Genomic DNA, 19,140 nt, shown 5'->3' on the forward strand with positions numbered 1-19,140 from the left:
TCAGGGAAACGCTTTTCATGGGCCTCGTGCGGACGGCCGTGAGCCCGGCCAGGATGATCCGGCGATGAATCTCTCCCAATATCTCAAGCCCGCCGGAACCGTGGTGTTCGTGGTCGCGCTCGGCGTCGGCTATTACCTGTTCGAGCATCGCAAGCGCCCCGAGCCGAAGGAGACGCAAAGCGAGGCGCTCGTCATCGTGACGAAGTCGACCAATGCCTGCTTCTCCGATCTCGTGCGCGTGACCGGCTTCTTCGTGCCGCGCCGCGAGGCCGTGGTCATCGCCGACCAGGAAGGCTCCAAGGTCACCGACCTCCTGGTCACCGAGGGCGCAATCGTCGCCGACAATCAGGAGCTGGCGCGCCTCACCGCGCCGCCGCAGATCCCGGGCCAGCCGCAGCGACCGGGCCCGCAAGGTCCGATTTCGCTGAAGGCGCCTGCGCCGGGCCTCGTCACCGAAGTCCGCACCATCGTCGGCGCGCCGGCCTCGCCGCAGGCCGGCCCGATGTTCCGCATCGCCGTCAACAACGAGATCGAGCTCGATGCCCAGGTCCCGGCGGTGCACATGCCCAAGCTCAATTCCGGCGCCACCGTGCGCATCAGCCGCGACGACGCACCCGACCTGATCGGCCGGGTCCGGCTGGTCGCGCCCGAAATCGACCGCGCCACGCAGCTCGGCCGCGTCCGCATCAGCGTCACCAACAATCCCTCGCTGAAGGTCGGCGTGTTCGCGCGCGCCTCGATCGACGCCAAGCGAAGCTGCGGCGTCTCGATCCCCAAGACCGCGATCGACCATCTCACCATTCAGGTCGTCAAGGGCAACACGATCGAGACGCGCAAGGTGCGCGTCGGACTGTCGTCCGACAGCGCAACGGAAATTCTGGAAGGCCTCGACGTCGGCGAAATCGTCGTGGCCGATGCCGGTTCGTCCCTCCACGACGGCGACCAGATCAAGACCATGTTCGCCGATGAACTCGATCGCACGCGGGTACGCTGATGGCTCTCAATATCTCGGCTTGGTCGATCCGCAATCCGCTGCCGTCGGTCGTCTTCTCGATCATCCTCCTGATTCTCGGCTGGGTCTCCTTCACCAAGCTCGCGGTGACGCGGCTGCCGTCGGCCGACATTCCCGTGATTTCGGTGGTGGTCTCGCAATTCGGCGCGGCACCCGCCGAGCTTGAATCCCAGGTCACCAAGACGGTCGAAGACGCGGTCTCCGGCGTCGAGGGCGTGCGGCACATCACCTCGCAGATCACGGACGGCGTGTCGGTCACCACGATCCAGTTCGCACTGGAGACCAACACCGACCGCGCCCTGAACGACGTCAAGGACGCGGTGACGCGCGTGCGCTCCAACCTGCCGCAGAACGTCACCGAGCCGCTGATCCAGCGCGTCGACGTAATCGGCCTGCCGATCGTCACCTACGCCGCGATCTCGCCCGGCAAGACGCCGGAGCAGCTCTCCTATTTCGTCGACGACGTGGTCAAGCGCGCGCTGCAAGGCGTGCGCGGCGTCGCGCAGGTCGAGCGCATCGGCGGTGTCGAGCGCGAGATTCTGGTCTCGCTCGACCCTGATCGCCTGCAGGCGATGGGGCTGACCGCGGTCAATGTCAGCCAGAGCCTGCGCGGCACCAATGTCGACGTCGCCGGCGGCCGCGCCGAGATCGGAAAGAACGACCAGGCGATCCGCACGCTCGCGGGCGCCAAGACCCTGAGCGACCTCGCCGGCACCATGATCCCGCTGTTCGGCGGCGGCGAGGTCCGGCTCGACGATCTCGGCACCGTCACCGACACCATCGCCGACCGCCGCACCTTCGCCCGCTTCAACGGCGAGCCGATCGTCGCGCTCGGCATCAAGCGCTCCAAGGGCGCCAGCGACGTCAAGGTGGCCGAGGCCGTGCAGAAGCGCGTCGACGCGCTCAAGGCCGCCTATCCCGACGTCGACCTGAAGGTGATCGACACCTCGGTCGAATACACCAACGGCAATTACCACGCGGCGATCTCGACCCTGTTCGAGGGCGCCATCCTCGCCGTCGTCATCGTGCTCTTGTTCCTGCGGGACCTGCGCGCCACCATCATTGCCGCGATCTCGCTGCCGCTGTCGATCTTCCCGGCGTTCTGGGCGATGGACCTGCTCGGCTTCTCGCTGAACCTCGTCAGCTTCCTCGCCATCACGCTGTCGACGGGTATCCTGGTCGACGACGCCATCGTCGAGATCGAGAACATCGTCCGGCACATGAACATGGGCAAATCGCCCTATCGCGCCGCGCTCGAGGCCGCCGACGAGATCGGCCTCGCCGTGATCGCGATCTCGCTGACCATCATCGCGATCTTCGCGCCCGCGAGCTTCATGTCGGGCATCGCCGGACAGTTCTTCAAGCAGTTCGGCATCACCGTCTCGGTGCAGGTGTTCTTCTCGCTGCTCGCCGCGCGCTTCGTCACGCCGGTGCTGGCCGCCTACTTCCTCAAGCATGGCCATCACGAGGAGCCGCCGCCCGGGCGCATCCTGCGGTCCTATCACCGCATCGTGGCCTGGTCGGTGCGGCACTATTTCATCACGGTGCTGATCGGTTTCGGCGTGTTCGCCGCCTCGATCTGGAGCATCACGCTGCTGCCGCAGGGCTTCCTGCCGGCGCAGGACAGCGCGCGTTCGCTGATGGCCCTCGAATTGCCGCCGGGCACCCAGCTCGCCTACACCGAAAAGGTCACCGAGGACATTGTCGCGCGCCTGCGCAAACGGCCCGAGGTGAAGAGCATCTTCGTCGACGGCGGGCGCGTCCCGCCGGGCACGCAGGAAGTCCGGCGCGCCGCACTGATCATCAATTACACGCCCAAGGATGCCCGCGACATCACCCAGCGCGAGCTGGAATTCTCGATCAGCCAGGAACTGGAGAACATTCCCGATATCCGCTTCTGGTTCCTCGACGAGAACGGCCTGCGCGCCATCTCGCTGGTCGTGACCGGCGTCGACGCCAACATCGTCAACAATTTCGCGAGCGAGCTCGCGACGCAGATGAAGCGAATTCCGACCATCTCCAACGTGATCTCGGAGACCACGCTGGAGCGGCCCGAGCTGCGCGTCGAACCGCGCGCCGATCTCGCCGCGCGGCTCGGCGTCTCGACCGAAAGCCTGTCGCAGACCATCCGCGTCGCCACCATCGGCGATGTCGGACCCGCGCTCGCCAAATTCGACGTCGGCGACCGCCTGGTGCCGATCCGCGTGCAGCTCGAGGACGCCGCCCGCGGCAATCTGAAGACGCTGGAGCAATTGCGCGTGCCGCTCGGCGAGCACGGTGAGAAGGGCGGCGTGCCGCTCTCGGTCATCGCCGACGTCAAGCTCGACCAGGGTCCGACCAGCATCAACCGCTACGACCGCGAGCGGCAGGCGACGGTCGCCGCCGATCTCGTCGGCTCGGCCGCGCTCGGCGACGCCACCAAGAAGATCTACGACCTGCCGGTGATGAAGAGCCGGCCGAAGGGTGTGAAGGTCTCGCCCTCCGGCGACGCCGAGAGCCTGAACGAGCTGTCGGACGGCTTCGCCACCGCGATCACGGCCGGCCTGATGATGGTCTACGCGGTGCTCGTGCTGCTGTTCGGCACCTTCCTGCAGCCGATCACCATCCTGTTCTCGCTGCCGCTCTCGATCGGCGGCGCCATCGCGGCTCTGCTCCTCACCGGCAAGCAGCTCACGACGCCGGTGTGGATCGGCATCCTGATGCTGATGGGCATCGTCACCAAGAACGCAATCATGCTGGTGGAGTTCGCGATCGAAGCCATTCACGCCGGCAAGCCGCGCGACGAGGCGATGATCGACGCCGGCATGAAGCGTGCCCGCCCGATCGTGATGACCACGATCGCGATGGCCGCGGGCATGATGCCGAGCGCGCTCGCGGTCGGCGCCGGCGGCGAGTTCCGCTCGCCGATGGCGCTCGCGGTGATCGGCGGCCTGATCTTCTCCACCATCCTGTCGCTGGTGTTCGTGCCCGCGATGTTCATGGTGATGGACGATTTCGGCGCCCTGATCTGGCGCTTCGCCAAGCGGCTGATCGTGCACAGCGAGGACGCCGGGGTCACCGGGCATCACGGAGCGGCCCCTGCAGAAGCGGGGCCGGCGCCGAAGACCATCGTGCATCCTGCGGCGGAATAGGATTCAGAAGGCCACGCTCGTGCACTGGAGGAAGACGAGCGGTTAAAGCCCTACTCGTTCCGCGCGATCGCCGTCAGCTTGGTCATGTTCCTCAGCAATATCCGGCCGCGCTGCAGATCGAGGATCGCTTCCTTGCGCCAGGCCTGGAGCTGACGGTTGACGCTCTCGCGAGCGGCGCCGACGAAGACGCCGAGCTGTTCCTGCGAGATGTGCACCTCGGAGCCGAAATCGGCGGCGAGCGCGCAAAGCCGTCGCGCCAGGCGCACCGGCAGCGGCTGCAGCATGGATTCTTCCATGCGCTCGCTCTGCCAGCGGATGCGCTGGCACAGCAGCGCGATAATCTTGATCGCGACCTTCGGCTCGCGTTCGAGGAAGGCGAGAAAATCTTCGCGCCGCAGCACGAACAATTCGCTGGCCTCGCCAGCGGTCGCATCCGCGGTGCGATTCTGGCCGTCGAGCACCGCCACTTCGCCGAACAGGTCGCCCGGTCCCATGAAATTGAGCGTCAGCCGGCTGCCGTCGGAGGCGCCGGTCTCGATGCGGACCTGGCCGCGGCGCACGCCGAACAGCGCGTCCCCGGGATCGCCCTTTTGGAACAGCACCTCGCCATTGCCCAGATGCTGGGTGTGGCAGAGATTCGACAGCCGCTGGAGCTCGTCTGTACCGAGATCCGCGAACATCGCGTTCATCTTCAGAATGACCGCAAATTCGGCCTGCTTGCTCATTTCAATGTCCTTGTGAACGTCCAGGTCAGGTGTCTTGTCAGTGGTCTCGGCAAATCGCTTGAAATCATCACCGTCAGGATCGCGTAAAACCGCGCCGAGGAAGTGTGTCATAAGTCACATAACTTTGCAGCACCCCCTGACTATTTTTACGCGCTTGGAGCCGCTTCCCGTCCGGGGATAAACTCCGGCGCAAAGGACGGGTGCAAAGGACGGTCATCCGCGGGATTCGACGCCGATTGTCCGTCGCTGGAAAGTCGAGATGAGAGTAGTGAAATTCGCCGGCGCGGCTTTGGCCGCCGTCATCATCGTGATCGTGCTCCTGCTGGTGATCGGGATCCCATCGGGCTTCCTGAGCTCGACGATCGCCTCGCGCGTCGAGAGTGCGACCGGCTATCGGCTGTCGATCGACGGCACGACGAAGATCAGCCTGTGGCCGACGCTGAACGTCACCCTGAACGACCTCACACTTGCCGACCCCCGGGATCGCAGCGGCATCACGCGCCTGACGATCGACAGCGTGCAGGCCGACATGTCGCTCTCCAGCGTGTGGTCGGGCCGCCCCGACATCAGCGAGCTCATCGTCACCCATCCCGTGCTCTACCAGCCGCTGCTGCGTGAGCGCCTGCCGAATGCGGGAGGCGCGTCGAAGCCGCTCGCGATCGATGCGAACGGCGCCTCGATCGCCCGCGTCAAGGTCACCGACGGCGAAGTCGCGTTCGCGCGCGTGCGTGATCGTGTCGAGGGCCGCATCAGCGCCATCAACGCCGACGCAGTCGTGGGCCGCGACCGCAAGGTCAACATCACCGGCACCGCGCGCGTCGGCGAGCACCCGACCAAGTTCGACATCAAGGCGACGACGCCGGCGCCGCCGGCCGACCGGCCGACGATCCCGGTGGATTTCGCCATCGACATGCCCGATGTGCTCAAGTCCCAGCTCACAGGCCATGCCGAGATGCGGCTGAACGGCGATCTCGTGATGATCAACGGCGTGAATGGCAGGCTCGGCGACGGCGCCTTCAACGGCTGGGCGTCGGTCGACATTGCGAGCAAGCCGCTGGTGAAGGTCGATCTCGACTTCCAGCGGCTGTCGGTTCCGCTGGCGAAATCGCCGCAGGGGACGTCCGGGCAGCCCTGGAGCAATGCGCCGATCGACGTGTCCGGGCTCAATTATGTCGACGCCCAGATCAGGATCTCCGCGAACGAGGCCGTGATCGGCGATGCCCGCATTGCGCCGCTGGCGCTCGATGCCAAACTCGCCGGCGGCGTGCTGAAGGCCGGCACCGCCAATCTCGGCGCCTATGGCGGCCAGGTCTCGGGTGAAGTGATCCTCGATGCGACCACGGGCGCGCCGAGCTTTGCCATGCACTCCGACCTCGTCGGCGTGCGCGCGCTGCCGCTGCTGCAGGGCCTTGCCGAATTCGATCGCATCGACGGCAAGCTGCAGGCCAAGCTCGCGCTGCGCAGCGCCGGCACCAGCCAGCGCGCGCTGATGGCGAACATGCAGGGCACCGCCTTCGTCAATTTCCAGGACGGCGCCATCCGCGGCATCAATGTCGCGCAGATGATCCGCTCGCTGACATCGGGCACGCTGTCCGGCTGGCAAGACAACCAGAGCGCCAGTCAAGAGCAGAGCACGGACCTGTCGCAGCTCTCGGCCTCGTTCCGCATCGACAAGGGTCAGGCGGTCACGACCGATCTCAACCTGATCGGTCCGCTGGTGCGCGTCACCGGCGCCGGCACCATCGCGCTCGACACCAAGATGATGGGTTTTCGCGTCGAGCCGAAGCTGGTGATGACGACCGAGGGCCAGGGCCGCGCCAACGAACCGGTCGGCTTCGGCATTCCCGTGATGATCCAGGGCTCCTGGTCGCAGCCGCGGATCTACCCCGATATGGCCGGCATGCTCGACAATCCGGACGCCGCCTATGCCAAGCTGCGCGAGATGGGCAAGGGCTTGTTCGGCCCCGACGGCGCCGGGCTCGGCAACATCCTGGGCAGCCTCGGTAGCAATCTTGGTCTTGGCGGAGCCGCCGCGCCGGGCGGCAATCCCGCCGGCACTGCCAATCCGCAGGCCCAGCAGCCGGGGCAGAATGATCTGCTCGGCGGCCCGCTGGGGGCGGCGATCGGCAATTTGATTCAGCAGGGCTTGTCGAGTGGCGCGGGAAGCAGCACCGGCGCCGCGCCAGGCAGTGGCAGTGGCCGCAGCCGCAGCCTGCCGGCGACCCCCTCCACACCGGGGCCGCAGGCCTCGCCCGCGCCCCCCGCTATGGACGACCCGCCGGTCGCGCAGCAGGACAGTCAGCCAATGAACGACGTGCTGCGGCAACTCTTTAACCGGTGATGGTCGGATCGGCGGGCTGGGCTCCACGGCAATCCCCTTACATCAGCCTGCCCGCCCCCGGCTTCCTCCGAACGGATGAGGCTGCGACAATTCAGCCCCTTCCGTCTGCCCCCGGCGTCCACAGCGGGTAACCAATCCGGCCGGTCGGCCCGGCCGCGCGGCGGTCCTTTGGCCCAAATTGTGATAGAACGGCCCCGCAGGGCCTACGGCCCGTAGCGCCGGCGTCGATGGCGGCGCGAGAGGATCGGGATGGCAGGAGCGAACGACAAGACACGATCTCTGCGCGGGGGCCTGTTCGCCAAATACGTCGTCTCCCTCGTCGGCCTCGTCGTGTTCGTCCTCGCCGTCAACGGTGCGATGGAGACCTGGATCTCCTACCGCGCCACCAAGACCCAGCTGACCGACGGCCTGGAGGACAAGGCGCAGAGCGCCGCCCGGCGCATCGAGCAGTCGATCTCCGAGCTCGATCGCCAGATCAGCTGGGTGACGCGGGCGAGCCAGGACACGCTCGAGAAGCGCCGCGCCGACTATGCGTCGCTGCTGCACCAGGTCTCGGTCGTCAACCAGCTGTTCCAGCTCAACGGCGAAGGCCGCGAGGTGCTGCGCGTCTCGCGCCAGTCGACCACGACCGGCAGCAACGCGGACCTTTCCCGCGACATCCGCTTTACCGAGACCGTTGCCCGCGGCGTCAGCTATGCGCCGGCCTGGTTCGCCGGCGGCACGCCGTTGATGTCGATCTCGGTGGCGCATTCCGGCTTCAATGCCGGCGTCACCGTGGCCGAGATCGATCTCGGCTTTCTCTCGGACTTCCTGTCCGACGCGCAGGTCGGCAAGGCCGCCTTCGCCTATGTGGTCGATCCGCGCGGCCGCGTGCTGGCGACGTCCTCGAAGGGCCCCGAGGTCGGCAAGGATCTATCGAAGCTGCCGCAGGTCGCGGCCGCGATCGCGCCCGGCCACGAGGGCGACAGCACGGGCACCGACTTCAACGGGCATTCGGTGATGAGCGCCGCGAGCACCGTGCCGAAGCTCGGCTGGAGCGTGCTGTTCGAGCAGCCGACCACGCAGGCCCTGATGCCGATCCGCGACCAGCTGGTGCGCATCGCGCTGCTGATCGGCATCGGCCTGATGGTCGCGATCCTCGCCGGCACGCTGCTCGCCCGCCGCATGATCATCCCGATCACGGCGCTGCGTGACGGTGCGCAACTGCTCGGCGAAGGCGATTTCAGTCACCGCATCGACGTGCACACCTCGGACGAGCTGGAGGACCTCGCCGGTCAGTTCAACCGGATGGCCGGCCAGATCCAGGAGACCTATTCGAACCTGGAGACCAAGGTCGAGGAGCGCACGCGCGACCTCGCGCAGTCCATCAACGAGCTGAAGGTGCTGGAGGAGGTCGGCCGCGCGCTCGCCGCCTCGCTCGATCTCAACGCCGTGCTGTCGACGATCGCCGCGCGCGCGATCGAGATCACCCATGCCGATGCCGTGCTGATCTACGGCTTCGATGCCGAGCGGCGCCGCTTCAACCTGGTCGAGGCCGGCGGCATCGACAAATCCGCCGACGGCGCGCATGTCACCATCGACGATGGCGAGAACATCCTGAGCGATGCCGCTGGGAGCGGCGAGCCGATCGCGCTGGCCGATCTCGAACAGGCCGCCGAGCAGCCGCTGCGCGAGGTCGCGCTCGCGGCCGGCTTCCACTCGGTGCTTGTGGTGCCGCTGGTCGACCAGCAGGGCACGCTCGGCTCGCTGGTGGTGCTGCGCCGCGCCGGCGGCGAGTTCGCACCTAGCATCATCGGCCTGATGCGCACCTTCGCCAACCAGGCCGTGCTGGCGATGCGCAATGCACGCCTGTTCACCGAGGTCGATCACAAGGGCCGCGAGCTCGGGGCGGCGAACGAGACCGTGCGCGCGCAAGCCGACCAGCTGCGGAGGCAGACCGAGCAGCTGAAGGACTGGAACAAGTCGCTGGAGGAGCGGGTCCAGACCCAGCTCGGCGAGATCGAGCGCATCCGCAAGCTCGAGCGTTTCCTGGCGCCGCAGGTGGCGCAGCTGATCGCCTCCTCCGACAGCCCGGAAGGACTACTCACCAGCCAGCGCCGCGAAGTGACGGTGGTGTTCTGCGATCTGCGCGGCTTCACCGCGTTCACGGAGGCGACCGAGCCGGAAGAGGCGATGAACGTGCTGCGCGAATATCACGCCGCGCTCGGCGAGCTGATCTTCAAATACGAGGGCACGCTCGACAAATATGCCGGCGACGGCGTGATGATCCTGTTCAACGCGCCGATCCAGTTCGAGGACCACACCAGGCGCGCCGTGAAGATGGCGGTGGAGATGCGCGACACCATCGGCCCCCTCACCGAGCGTTGGCGCAACCGCGGACACAGCCTCGGCTTCGGCATCGGCATCGCGCTCGGCTATGCCACGCTCGGCCAGGTCGGCTTCGAGCAGCGGCTGGAATATGCCGCGATCGGCAGCGTCACCAACCTCGCCTCGCGCCTGTGCGGCGAGGCCAAGCCCAACCAGATCGTGGTGAGCCGCCGCGTCTACGGCATGGTCGAGCCCTGGGTCGAAGCGCAGCCGCTCGACGATCTCCAGCTCAAGGGCTTCAACCACCCCGTGCTGGCGATGGAGATCCTGAGCTGGCACGAGGAGGCGGACAACGTGGTGGATGCGGCGGCGGTGCGGATGCGGGGATAGCGGCTGCAGCGGCATCGCAGCCCGGATGGAGCGAAGCGAAATCCGGGCGTGCCACAATCGACAGCAGTCCCGGATTGCGCGTCGCTCCATCCGGGCTACGGCCTCAAGCAAAATGCGAAAAACAACCCCATGCACAGTAGGCGGGGTCTGCAAGATCAATGAGTTAGGGGATTGCCCAGACGCCGGATTGCAAGGCTCTTTGACACGTCGGCCAAAACATCGGCAGAGCTGCATCATCCCGTCATCCTCCGAACCACATCCACCTTCCCCGCGACTAACCCTCGCCTCAACGGCGAGGCTCGAACCTGGATGGAGACGGTCCGTGGCGTTTGCCTTGCCTTCGCGTGCTTATGATCTGCAGATGCTGGACCGGCCCGCTGACCGGGTAAGCGACCAGGGCTGGGTCTATGGGTTGCCGCCGGGCATCTCGAGCGAGCAATGGCCGCTCGATCCCGTCACCGGCTATCCGCTGATGCACGGCTTCACGCTGAAGCTGCCGGAGGATTATCGCGTGCATGGCGAGGACATCATCGCAGTGTCGTTCTTCGCCACCCCGCCCGATCACAATGACGGCGGCGCGCCTGATGATCCTGAAGTCCGGAACGCGGTCATGGCGCGGCCCTCGCATCCACGCCTGTCGCGCATGACCGACATTCTAGACTACGAATATGCCGCCCTGCTGCTGACCAAAGCCGAATACGAAGGCCCGTTCGCGACACCGCCGGCGCCGCTTGCGCTGGCGACGGCCGATCGGCCGCGCTGGCTCGATGTCGGCGGCGCCTGCGCTTTCTTCGAGGCCGCTCCGCCCTTCGCGCAGAAGATGTTCGCCCGCCCTCCGCGTGCCGATCTGGCCGAGACCCTCGCAATCGGCCTGATGCCGCGCGCGACCGATCCCAACGCCGGCAAGGCCCCACAAGATCCGCATATCCCGCGCAACCCGCCGAGCGACTATCAGTCCTACTATTATTTTGCCGGCGGCGTCCCGACCACCGAGAACTACCGCCTGCATGATTGGGCCAAGGATTACGCCCGCGACCATCTCGGCGGCACCATGCGGCCCTGCCAGCAGGTGCCGGAGATGAGCCCGTTCTACATCGAGTTCGAGGAATATTTCGGCGGCTACAATTTCGGCGGCGGCAACGCGCAGCTCGACTTCAAGGACATGAAGTTCGACTGGGCGTGCGGCTGATCACGCCCCGCGCTTCGGCCCGATCGCCTCGAACCCCGCCTTCTGCTCATCGCTCAGATCGGCCTCGAAATCATCGAGCGCATCGGTGACGGCGTTCACGGCGGCAAGCATCGTCTGCAGCCGCGCTTTCGCGGCGGTGAGGCGGGCCTGCGGCGTCGCGGCTGCCTCCGTAGGGCACGCGCTCAGCGTTTCCATGGTACGCAGGGTGGTGTCCTGCAGCACCTCGAGGCGGGCGCGGGCGGTCTCGTCGAGGCGCAGCGTGGTAGCGATGTCGCCCGCAGGCCATTGCTGCTGCACCAGCTGCTCGTATTGACGTTGCAGCTTCTCGTCATAGCGGGGATCGGCGTCGGCGCTGCAGGCGGCGGCCGCCTGCGCATCCTTGTTCGGATCCTTGTTCGCGCCCTTGTTCGGATTTTTGCGCTGCATCGACGCAAACGCGGCGCGGCGCTGATCGGCGATGGCATTGAGCCGGGCCTTCTGATCGTCGTCGAGCAGGCCGGTGAATTTCGACAGCGGCGCCGCGACCGCGTCGAGGGCCTTGATCATGGCTTCGAGCCGCTCGCGCATGAGGCCGAGGCGCTCCGCCGCGGTCTCGGGCACTTGCGATGGGCAGGCGGCACGGATGCTGTCGCGGGCTTCGCTCCAGGCCGTCACGAGCGCGTCGAGCGCGGTGCGTTGCAATTCGTTCGGTGCTACGGCCGCGGCGATGCGATCCACCGGAAAGCCGCCGGGTTCGCTGGCATCGCAGACGTTCTGCGCCGATGGAATCCGGCGCGCGCGTTTGCCCTGCGGCGCGGTGTAGGCCGCGACCTCGGTCGCCGCATAGGGCGCGAAGATCGCGGCATAGATATCGCCATAGCCGTAGAGCGAGAGGCTGGTCGCATCGCCCGAGATCACAGCATTGGTGAGATCGTCATGCGCGAACGGCCAGAACACCGGCCCGACCCAGCCATAGCTGCCGTCGGGATGACGCCACCAGCCTTGCGGGCGGCGGCCGCCCTGCCATCCCGCAAGCGCGGCTTGCGCCGTCAGCGCCGCGCGCAGAACATAGGGGTTGGCAAGCTGGCCGCGCTCGGCACCGCGCGGGTCCTGACGTGGATCTTGCGATCTCAGCGCAGCAGAGCGGTAGCGGCCGCCCCGCACCGCCATGCGGGAATGGCGCAGGCGCGACATGCCGATCACGTGGCCGACGGCGAAACGCGCGACGCCGAACGGACCGCCGCGCAAACCGAACTGGGCGTCGGCTCTCTCGGGCAGCAGCACGGCCGCAATCAGGAGGGTCGCGCCGGTCAGCGCCAGTCCCATGCGTCCCGACATGACCGCCGACCTGACCAATTCGGCCTCCTCCAAGCGCGCACTGCGCCGCAGGCAAATGACGCGCGAGGGAACCAATTGTTCCCGGGGGATGCGGGGCAAAGCGTCGCGGGGGCGTTCTCAAATGCCCTGCACGAACGACGCGGGGACGCCCGCTCACTCCGCCTTTTGCGGCATCACGAAGGTCTGGCCGGGATAGATCAGATTGGGATTGTGGATCTTGTCGCGGTTGGCGTTGAAGATCACGGCGTAGCGGGCGCCGTCGCCATAGGCGAGCCGGCTGAGCGTCCACAGGCTGTCGCCGCGGGAGATCACCCGGCTGCCGCCGGCCTCCGCCGGTGCGGCGTGAAGCGCATCGGCCGGCGAGGCCGAGGCCACCGTGGTCGCCGCGGGCGCGCGCGCCATGACCCTGGGTTTCGGCGCGCCGGCCGGTTTCGGCCGGGCAGCTGACGCCAGACGCGGCGAGGCCGACGGCAGGGCGGCCACGACGTCCGATTTGTCATCGGCCTTCTCGGCCTGCTTCGGCTCTTGCCTGTTCTCTTGCTTCGCAACCGGCACCGGGCGCGCGGGCGGCGGGGCCGCCTCGGCGATGGTCACCGGCATGGTCCGGCCGGACTGCGTGACCGTGCCATCCGGCGCCTTGGCCCGCAGCGTCAACTCATAGGACCCGGCGGGAAGCTGCGGCGGGGTCATCACGAACTGGCCCGAGGCGTCGGCAATCGCACTGTCGAGCGGCTTGCCGTCGCGCAGTAGCTCGACCTTGGCACCCGGCGCGGCCTGACCCGCGATCACCGCCGCCTCGCCGTGATCGTCGACGCGGGCGACGTCGAAACGGGGGCCGGTGTCGGCGACCGCCGGCGGCGGCTTGACCGGCGCGAGATCGGGCAGCGCCGTGGCGAGCTTTTGGGTCTCGGCCAGTAGAGGCGCCTTGGACGCGGACTTGGACTCGGGCTTGGACTCGGGCTTGGGCTCGGCGGCCGGGACCGCCGCTGGCGCAGGTTCAGGTGCAGGCGGCGTCACGGCGGCCAGCTTGGGCTGTTCCGGTTTCGGCTCGGGTTTGAGGTCGACCTTGGCCTCGGCTCTGGGTTCGACCCTGGCCTCCGGCTTGGCGGCGACCACGGTCTTGCTTCCGTCAGGCAGCAGGCGGCCCAGCTCGGTCGGGCCGATCACCAGCACCGTGCCGACCAGCGCGAGCAGGCAGAAAGCAATAAAGGCCTTGGATGCGGTGATCATCGGAAAAACCTTAATTGGCAAATCGACCGGGACCGGCAAATTGCGCCGATTTGGCCGCGGCAGCAAGACGGTCGATGGGATGATAGCGCCGTCCCGGCGCTGTCAGGGATGAACCGGCGCCACGGTGCGGGTGTCCAATGATCAAGGCCGCAGTCGCGGCATTTCTTCAAGGGAATTTTGCCGTGACCGTATTTTCCCGTGCCGCGCCAACTCTGTCATTTGGGCTGACGCTGGTCCTGATGCTCGCCGCCTCCCCTGCGCTCGCGGCCTCCGGTCCGCCGCCGGGGTACGTCCTCACCGACAATGCCGACCTCGCCTTCACCTCGCCCGACGGCGCCACCAGGCTCGAGCAGTACATGAAGGACAGTGAAGACCTCTTCGAGGTCAAATGGCAGGTCTGGGCACGGCGCGGCAACCAGATGACGGAGCTGAAGCCGGAGCAAGGCTATGGCGCCGGCTTCCGCTTCACCAGCGACTCGCAATGGCTGGTGCGGATGCAGAAGACCGGCTCGGGCTCGCAGGATCTGTTTCTCTACCATGTCGAGAACGGCGCCTTCGTCAACGCGACGAAGCAGTCGCTCAGCGACCTCGCCTGGGCCTATTTCCACAGCCGGCCCGACACCAAGAACATGAAGCTCGACTACCACATCTCGGCCAATCTGATGAAGGGCACCGAGGATGCCTATCGCTGGCTCGGTGTCGACTGGCCCAACAACCGCTATCTCCTGATCTCTCTGTCAGGCGAAATGGACAATCATCCGAAGAACGTCGCGGTGAAGGGCCTCGCCAATTGGCGCTGCCGCTACGACCTCAAGACGGGGACCTTCGACGTGCCCAGGATGTTCGCCAAGAGCAACGCACAAGCGTTGAACTGGGAGATCAAGCGGTAGATGCCGCAACGGTGCTCTCTCCGTTCCCTCCCCTCACGAAGGAGGGAACACGCTTCCGTCGCGGCACCATGCGGGGTCTCGATCTGCGGTTGCTTTGCTCAGGAAGCCAACCTCCTGATTCCGCTCCGATTTACATTTGGCTAACCCTTACTGGTAACCGGGTCTTGTCGGTTTTGCCGCATCTTGCATCCCACGGGAGGGCTGCATGGGCACATCGATGCGATGGACCGCGCGAGGACGCGCGTTGCTCCGCCGTTGGCGTGGGGCGCCGCTGACATGGCTGATCGCCGGCGGCTTCGTGCTGATGGCCGCGACGGCTGTCGGCACCGCGCTCACCGTCGACCGCTTCCGGCAGAACGCGATCGAGAGCGGCCGTGACCACCTCGAAAGCTCCGTGCGCCTGCTGGCCCGCCATTTCGACCGCGAGTTCGAGGATTTCGCGGTGCTGCAGAAGAGCATCATCGCCGAGCTCGAGAGCCGCGGCATCGCCTCCGTCGATGTGTTCCGCAGCGAGATGGGCACGCTGGCCATGCACGAGCTGCTGCGTGCAAAAGCCAGCGGCTGGTCCGACGTTGCCGGTGCCAATCTATTCGATTCCCGGGGCATGCTGATCAACTCGTCGCGGCGCTGGCCGGTCCCCGATATCTCGGTCGCCGACCGCGGGTATTTCAACCGCCTCAAGAACGATCCCGCCTCGCAGGAAGAGATCGAGGTCGTGCCCGGCCGGTTCGGCACCGGGCCGGCGATCGTGTTCGCGCGGCGCGTCTCAGGCCCGCACGGCGAGTTCCTCGGGCTGGTCTCGCGCGCGATCGCGCCCGAGCAGCTCGAGTCGTTCTTCGCCTCGACCGGGCTGGGCGAAGAATCCTCGATCGCCATGCACCACCAGAACGGCCAGTTGCTCGCGCGCATGCCGCGTGTCGATGCCATGATCGGGCAGAACTTCCGCAAGGGCAGCCCGGAACAGATGGCGGTGTTCGATCGCACCTTCGTCTCCATGCAGCTCGCAAGCCCGATCGACGGCAAGGACCGCATCGTCGCCTCACGTCTGCTCGCCGGCGAGCCGCTGGTCGTGGTCGCGACCAAGTCGCTCGACGCGACGCTCGCGACCTGGCGCACGCAGACGAAATTCTTCGTCACGGTCGCCGTGGCGTCGATCGGCCTCTTGGTGCTCACGCTATTCCTGATCTTCCGTCAGATGACGGGCCGGCTCTCGCTCGAGAAGCAGCGGCTCGACACCGCGATGAACACGATGACGCAAGGGCTCCTGATGTTCGATCAGGACGAGCGGCTGATCGTCTGCAACCGGCGCTACATCGAGATGTACGGCTTGTCCCCTGACGTGGTGAAGCCCGGCGCCGCGTTCCGCGACGTCATCCAGCATCGTCACGACACCGGATCGTTCCACGGCGACGTCGCGTCCTATTGCGACGACATCCTGAGCAATGTCGGGAATACCCAGACCGCCATCGTGGAAACCGCCGACGGCCGCCTGATCGAGATCAAGAACCAGCCCGGCGCCGCCGGCGGCTGGCTCGCGACCCACGAGGACGTCACCGATCGCATCCGCGCCGACGAGCGCATCGCCCATATGGCGCATTACGACGCGCTGACCGATCTGCCGAACCGCGTGCTGATGCGCGGGCATCTGGAGCGGCGCGTTGCCGAACTCCGCGAGGGCAAGCCGTTCGCCATCCTCTATATCGACGTCGACGAGTTCAAGGGCGTCAACGATTCGCTCGGACACGAGGTCGGCGACGAATTGCTCCGCCAGGTCGCGAACCGCCTGCGCGCCTGCGTGTCCGGCAACGATCTCGTCGCGCGGCTCGGGGGCGACGAGTTTGCCATCGTCAAGGCCGGCACGAGCGATCCGGCCGAGCTGACGGCTCTGGCGGAGAACATCCTCACGGCGTTGCGCGCGCCGGTCGATTGCAAGGGCCAGGACATCCCGACCGACGCCAGCATCGGCATCGCGATCGCGCCCGATCATGGCGACAATCTCGACGATCTGCTCAAGCGCGCCGATCTGGCGATGTACGCGGCGAAGTCGGAGGGGCGCCGCACCTACCGAATCTTCGCGCCCGAATACGACGCCAAGGCGCGGCTGCGCCGTCAGCTCGAGCTCGATCTGCGCCAGGCGCTGGTTCGCGGCGAGTTCGAGGTGCACTACCAGCCGCTGGTCGATCTCGCGGCCAACGTCGTCACCGGCTGCGAGGCGCTGTTGCGCTGGCGCCATCCGGAGCGCGGCATGATCTCGCCGGCAGACTTCATTCCCGTGGCGGAAGACACCGGGCTGATCGGCGAGATCGGCGAATGGGTCTTGAGGCAGGCCTGCCGCGAGGCGGCCTCATGGCCCGGCCAGATTCACATCGCGGTCAACGTCTCTCCGGTGCAGTTCCGCTCGCGGACGCTGGCGCTCAAGGTCGCAGCCGCGCTCGCGGAGTCGGGGCTGGCGCCCGGACGGCTCGAGCTCGAGATCACCGAGACCGTGCTGATCCGTGACGACGAGGAGGCGCTGACGATCCTGCAGCAGCTGCGCGAGCTCGGCGTGCGCATCGCGCTCGACGATTTCGGCACCGGCTATTCGTCGCTGAGCTATCTGCACCGCTTCCCGTTCGACAAGATCAAGATCGACCGCAGCTTCATCAGCGACATCGGCCAGTCCGAGGATTCCTCGCCGATCGTGCAGGCCGTGGTGCATATGGCCGCGGCCCGCCGCATGGCGACGACCGCCGAAGGCGTCGAGACCGAAGCCCAGCGCGAGGTGCTGCGTCAGCTCGGCTGCAGCCAGATGCAGGGCTGGCTGTTCAGCCCGGCGGTGCCGGCGGCGAAGCTGAAGCTGCTGCTGGCGGCGCAGGCGGCGGCGGCAGCTTAGCGACGCCTCCTCTTCAGAGGGACGCCCGCTCCGCGAAATGGTCGCGGGGAAAGGCGCGCTCCTCAACGCCTCAGCCTGAACGCCGCCATTCGCTCTACGTCTTCTTCCCCTGTCTTGTGGTCGCGAGCAGCACGAGGAGGAAGGAGCCCGCCGTCATCAGCGCCGATATCGCTGCAATTGTGGGATCGATCTCGTCCCGAAGCGCCGTGAACATGCGCTTGGTCAGCGGCTGGTATTGGCCGCCGGAGATGAACAGCGCGACGATGGTCTCGTCCATTGCCGAGATGAATGCGAAAATGCCACCAGCGACCACGCTGGACTTGATTTGCGGCAGCGTCACCGCAAAGAAGCTGCGGAGGCGGTTCATGCCGAGGCTGCGCGCCACCATCTCCTGCGCGGGATCGAAGCTCTGCAGGCCGGCCAGGACGGAGATGACGACATACGGCAGGCCCAGCATCACGTTCGCGAGCACGAGACCGGGCATGGTCGCGACCAGGCCGACCTTGGCGTAAACGAAGAAGATGCCGACAGCGGTGATGATGATGGGCACCACCAGCGGCAGCAGCAGCGTCATGTGGATCAGCCGCATGATCCGCAGCTTCGACTGGCTGATGGCATAGGCGGCGGCGACGCCGAAAGGGGTCGCGATCGCAACGGTCAGCAGTGCGACCGTCAGCGTCACCCGCGTCGCCTGCATCCAGGCCGGATTGGAGAAATAAAGCTGGTACCAGCGCAGCGAGAAGGACGGCGGCGGAAAGGTCAGGAAGCGCGCGCTGGAGAACGAGATCGGCACGATGATCAGAACCGGCAGGATCAGATAGACCAGCACCAGCGCGCTGACCACGTACAGTACAATCCGTGCAATTGAGCCGCGCATCATTTCTGCCCCAACACGCGATCGAGCGAGATGAAGCGACTGACGACGAAGAAGATCGCGAGCACGCTCGCGAGCAGCACCACCGCGACGGCGCTCGCCGCGCCGAACTGGTTGTAGAGCTCGACGTTGCGGCTGACGAGCATCGACACCATCACGGTGCGACCGCCGCCGAGCAATTCGGGCGTGATGTAGAAGCCGAGGCAGAGCACGAACACCATGGTGCAGCCGGCGAGCACGCCCGGCAGCGACAGCGGCAGGAACACGCGGACGAAGGTGAGCGACGGGCTCGCGCCCAGGCTGGCGCCGGCCTGCATCAGGTCGTTCGGGATCTTCTGCATGGCGGCATAGAGCGGCAGCACCATGAACGGCAGCAGGATATGCACGGTCGCGACCACCGTGCCGAACGTATTGTGGACCAGCGCGAGCGGCTCCGAGATCACATCGAGATAGCGCAGGAACTGGTTGATCACGCCGGTACGCTGCAGCAAGGCCAGCCAGGCATAGGCGCGCACCAGCACGCTGGTCCAGAACGGAAGCACGACCAGCGACAGGATGAGGATGCTCCACCCTTTCGGCAACGAATTGGCGAGATAAGCCACGGGATAGCCGAGCAATAGCGCGATCACGGTGACTGCGAGGCTGATCTCGAAGGTCAGCGCAAAGCTGCGCCAGTACACATCCTCGGTGAAGACGCGGCGATAGTTCTCCAGCGTGAAGCCGTCATGGTAGACCGACTGCCAGGCGAGCCAGCCGACCGGCAGCACGATCAGCGCCAGGATCACCAGCAGCGCCGGCGACACCAATGCCAGCATCAGGCCGTGCTCGCGGCGCTGATGCTTCAGGGATGGATCTTGCACTG

Annotated in this window: 12 protein-coding genes; 7 read left to right on the top strand and 5 right to left on the bottom strand. The window is 66.6% G+C overall.

Translation table 11 applies throughout. The features are described 5' to 3' along the window. The first annotated feature begins 64 nt into the window (after positions 1–64). Both RPS27_RS19805 and RPS27_RS19810 read left to right on the top strand, forming a co-directional pair. Positions 65–994 carry an efflux RND transporter periplasmic adaptor subunit gene (locus RPS27_RS19805; RefSeq protein WP_194405525.1) on the top strand — a complete coding sequence of 310 codons (930 nt, stop codon included), beginning with the start codon at positions 65–67 and terminating at the stop codon, positions 992–994. Beyond that, positions 994–4,143 (top strand): efflux RND transporter permease subunit, encoded by a 3,150-nt coding sequence (locus RPS27_RS19810; protein ID WP_313754201.1) that lies wholly within the window; start codon positions 994–996, stop codon positions 4,141–4,143. The genes RPS27_RS19805 and RPS27_RS19810 overlap by 1 nt, the downstream gene beginning before the upstream one ends. A 50-nt stretch (positions 4,144–4,193) precedes the next feature. On the opposite strand, the gene RPS27_RS19815 is transcribed toward RPS27_RS19810, so the two are convergent. Further along, positions 4,194–4,868, bottom strand: a complete 675-nt coding sequence (locus RPS27_RS19815; RefSeq protein WP_063198283.1) for a Crp/Fnr family transcriptional regulator — start codon at positions 4,866–4,868, stop codon at positions 4,194–4,196. A gap of 259 nt (positions 4,869–5,127) precedes the next feature. Between RPS27_RS19815 and RPS27_RS19820 the strand changes: the two genes are divergently transcribed. The 3 genes from RPS27_RS19820 to RPS27_RS19830 all read left to right on the top strand — a co-directional run bounded on the left by RPS27_RS19820 (position 5,128) and on the right by RPS27_RS19830 (position 11,095). Beyond that, a complete protein-coding gene (locus RPS27_RS19820) occupies positions 5,128–7,209 on the top strand; it encodes an AsmA family protein (protein ID WP_212069069.1) in 2,082 nt (693 codons plus the stop codon). A 249-nt stretch (positions 7,210–7,458) separates the two neighbouring features. After that, entirely contained in the window at positions 7,459–9,906 is a 2,448-nt protein-coding gene (locus RPS27_RS19825; RefSeq protein ID WP_194405522.1) for an adenylate/guanylate cyclase domain-containing protein, read from the top strand. 322 nt (positions 9,907–10,228) lie between these two features. Beyond that, positions 10,229–11,095, top strand: coding sequence for a hypothetical protein (locus tag RPS27_RS19830; protein ID WP_212069070.1), 867 nt, complete (start codon positions 10,229–10,231; stop codon positions 11,093–11,095). Here the strand turns inward: RPS27_RS19830 and RPS27_RS19835 are convergent, their stop codons facing one another. Both RPS27_RS19835 and RPS27_RS19840 read right to left on the bottom strand, forming a co-directional pair. Then, the gene (locus RPS27_RS19835) at positions 11,096–12,412 is read right to left on the bottom strand and encodes a Spy/CpxP family protein refolding chaperone (RefSeq protein ID WP_212069071.1); all 1,317 of its coding nucleotides are present in this window, start codon (positions 12,410–12,412) and stop codon (positions 11,096–11,098) included. It abuts the gene before it with no gap. Positions 12,413–12,565: 153 nt separating this feature from the next. Next, the gene (locus RPS27_RS19840; protein ID WP_212069072.1) at positions 12,566–13,642 is read right to left on the bottom strand and encodes a LysM peptidoglycan-binding domain-containing protein; all 1,077 of its coding nucleotides are present in this window, start codon (positions 13,640–13,642) and stop codon (positions 12,566–12,568) included. 239 nt (positions 13,643–13,881) lie between these two features. Between RPS27_RS19840 and RPS27_RS19845 the strand changes: the two genes are divergently transcribed. Next, a complete protein-coding gene (locus RPS27_RS19845) occupies positions 13,882–14,532 on the top strand; it encodes a hypothetical protein (protein WP_212069096.1) in 651 nt (216 codons plus the stop codon). A 205-nt stretch (positions 14,533–14,737) separates the two neighbouring features. Next, entirely contained in the window at positions 14,738–17,404 is a 2,667-nt protein-coding gene (locus RPS27_RS19850) for an EAL domain-containing protein (protein WP_212069073.1), read from the top strand. A gap of 94 nt (positions 17,405–17,498) precedes the next feature. Here RPS27_RS19850 and RPS27_RS19855 read toward each other — a convergent pair whose 3' ends face one another. Continuing rightward, entirely contained in the window at positions 17,499–18,284 is a 786-nt protein-coding gene (locus RPS27_RS19855) for an ABC transporter permease (protein WP_212069074.1), read from the bottom strand. Further along, positions 18,281–19,093, bottom strand: coding sequence for an ABC transporter permease (locus tag RPS27_RS19860; RefSeq protein ID WP_211420116.1), 813 nt, complete (start codon positions 19,091–19,093; stop codon positions 18,281–18,283). The genes RPS27_RS19855 and RPS27_RS19860 overlap by 4 nt, the downstream gene beginning before the upstream one ends. Positions 19,094–19,140: the final 47 nt, after the last annotated feature.

Source organism: Bradyrhizobium sp. WYCCWR 12699 (assembly GCF_032144035.1).
Lineage (GTDB): Bacteria > Pseudomonadota > Alphaproteobacteria > Rhizobiales > Xanthobacteraceae > Bradyrhizobium.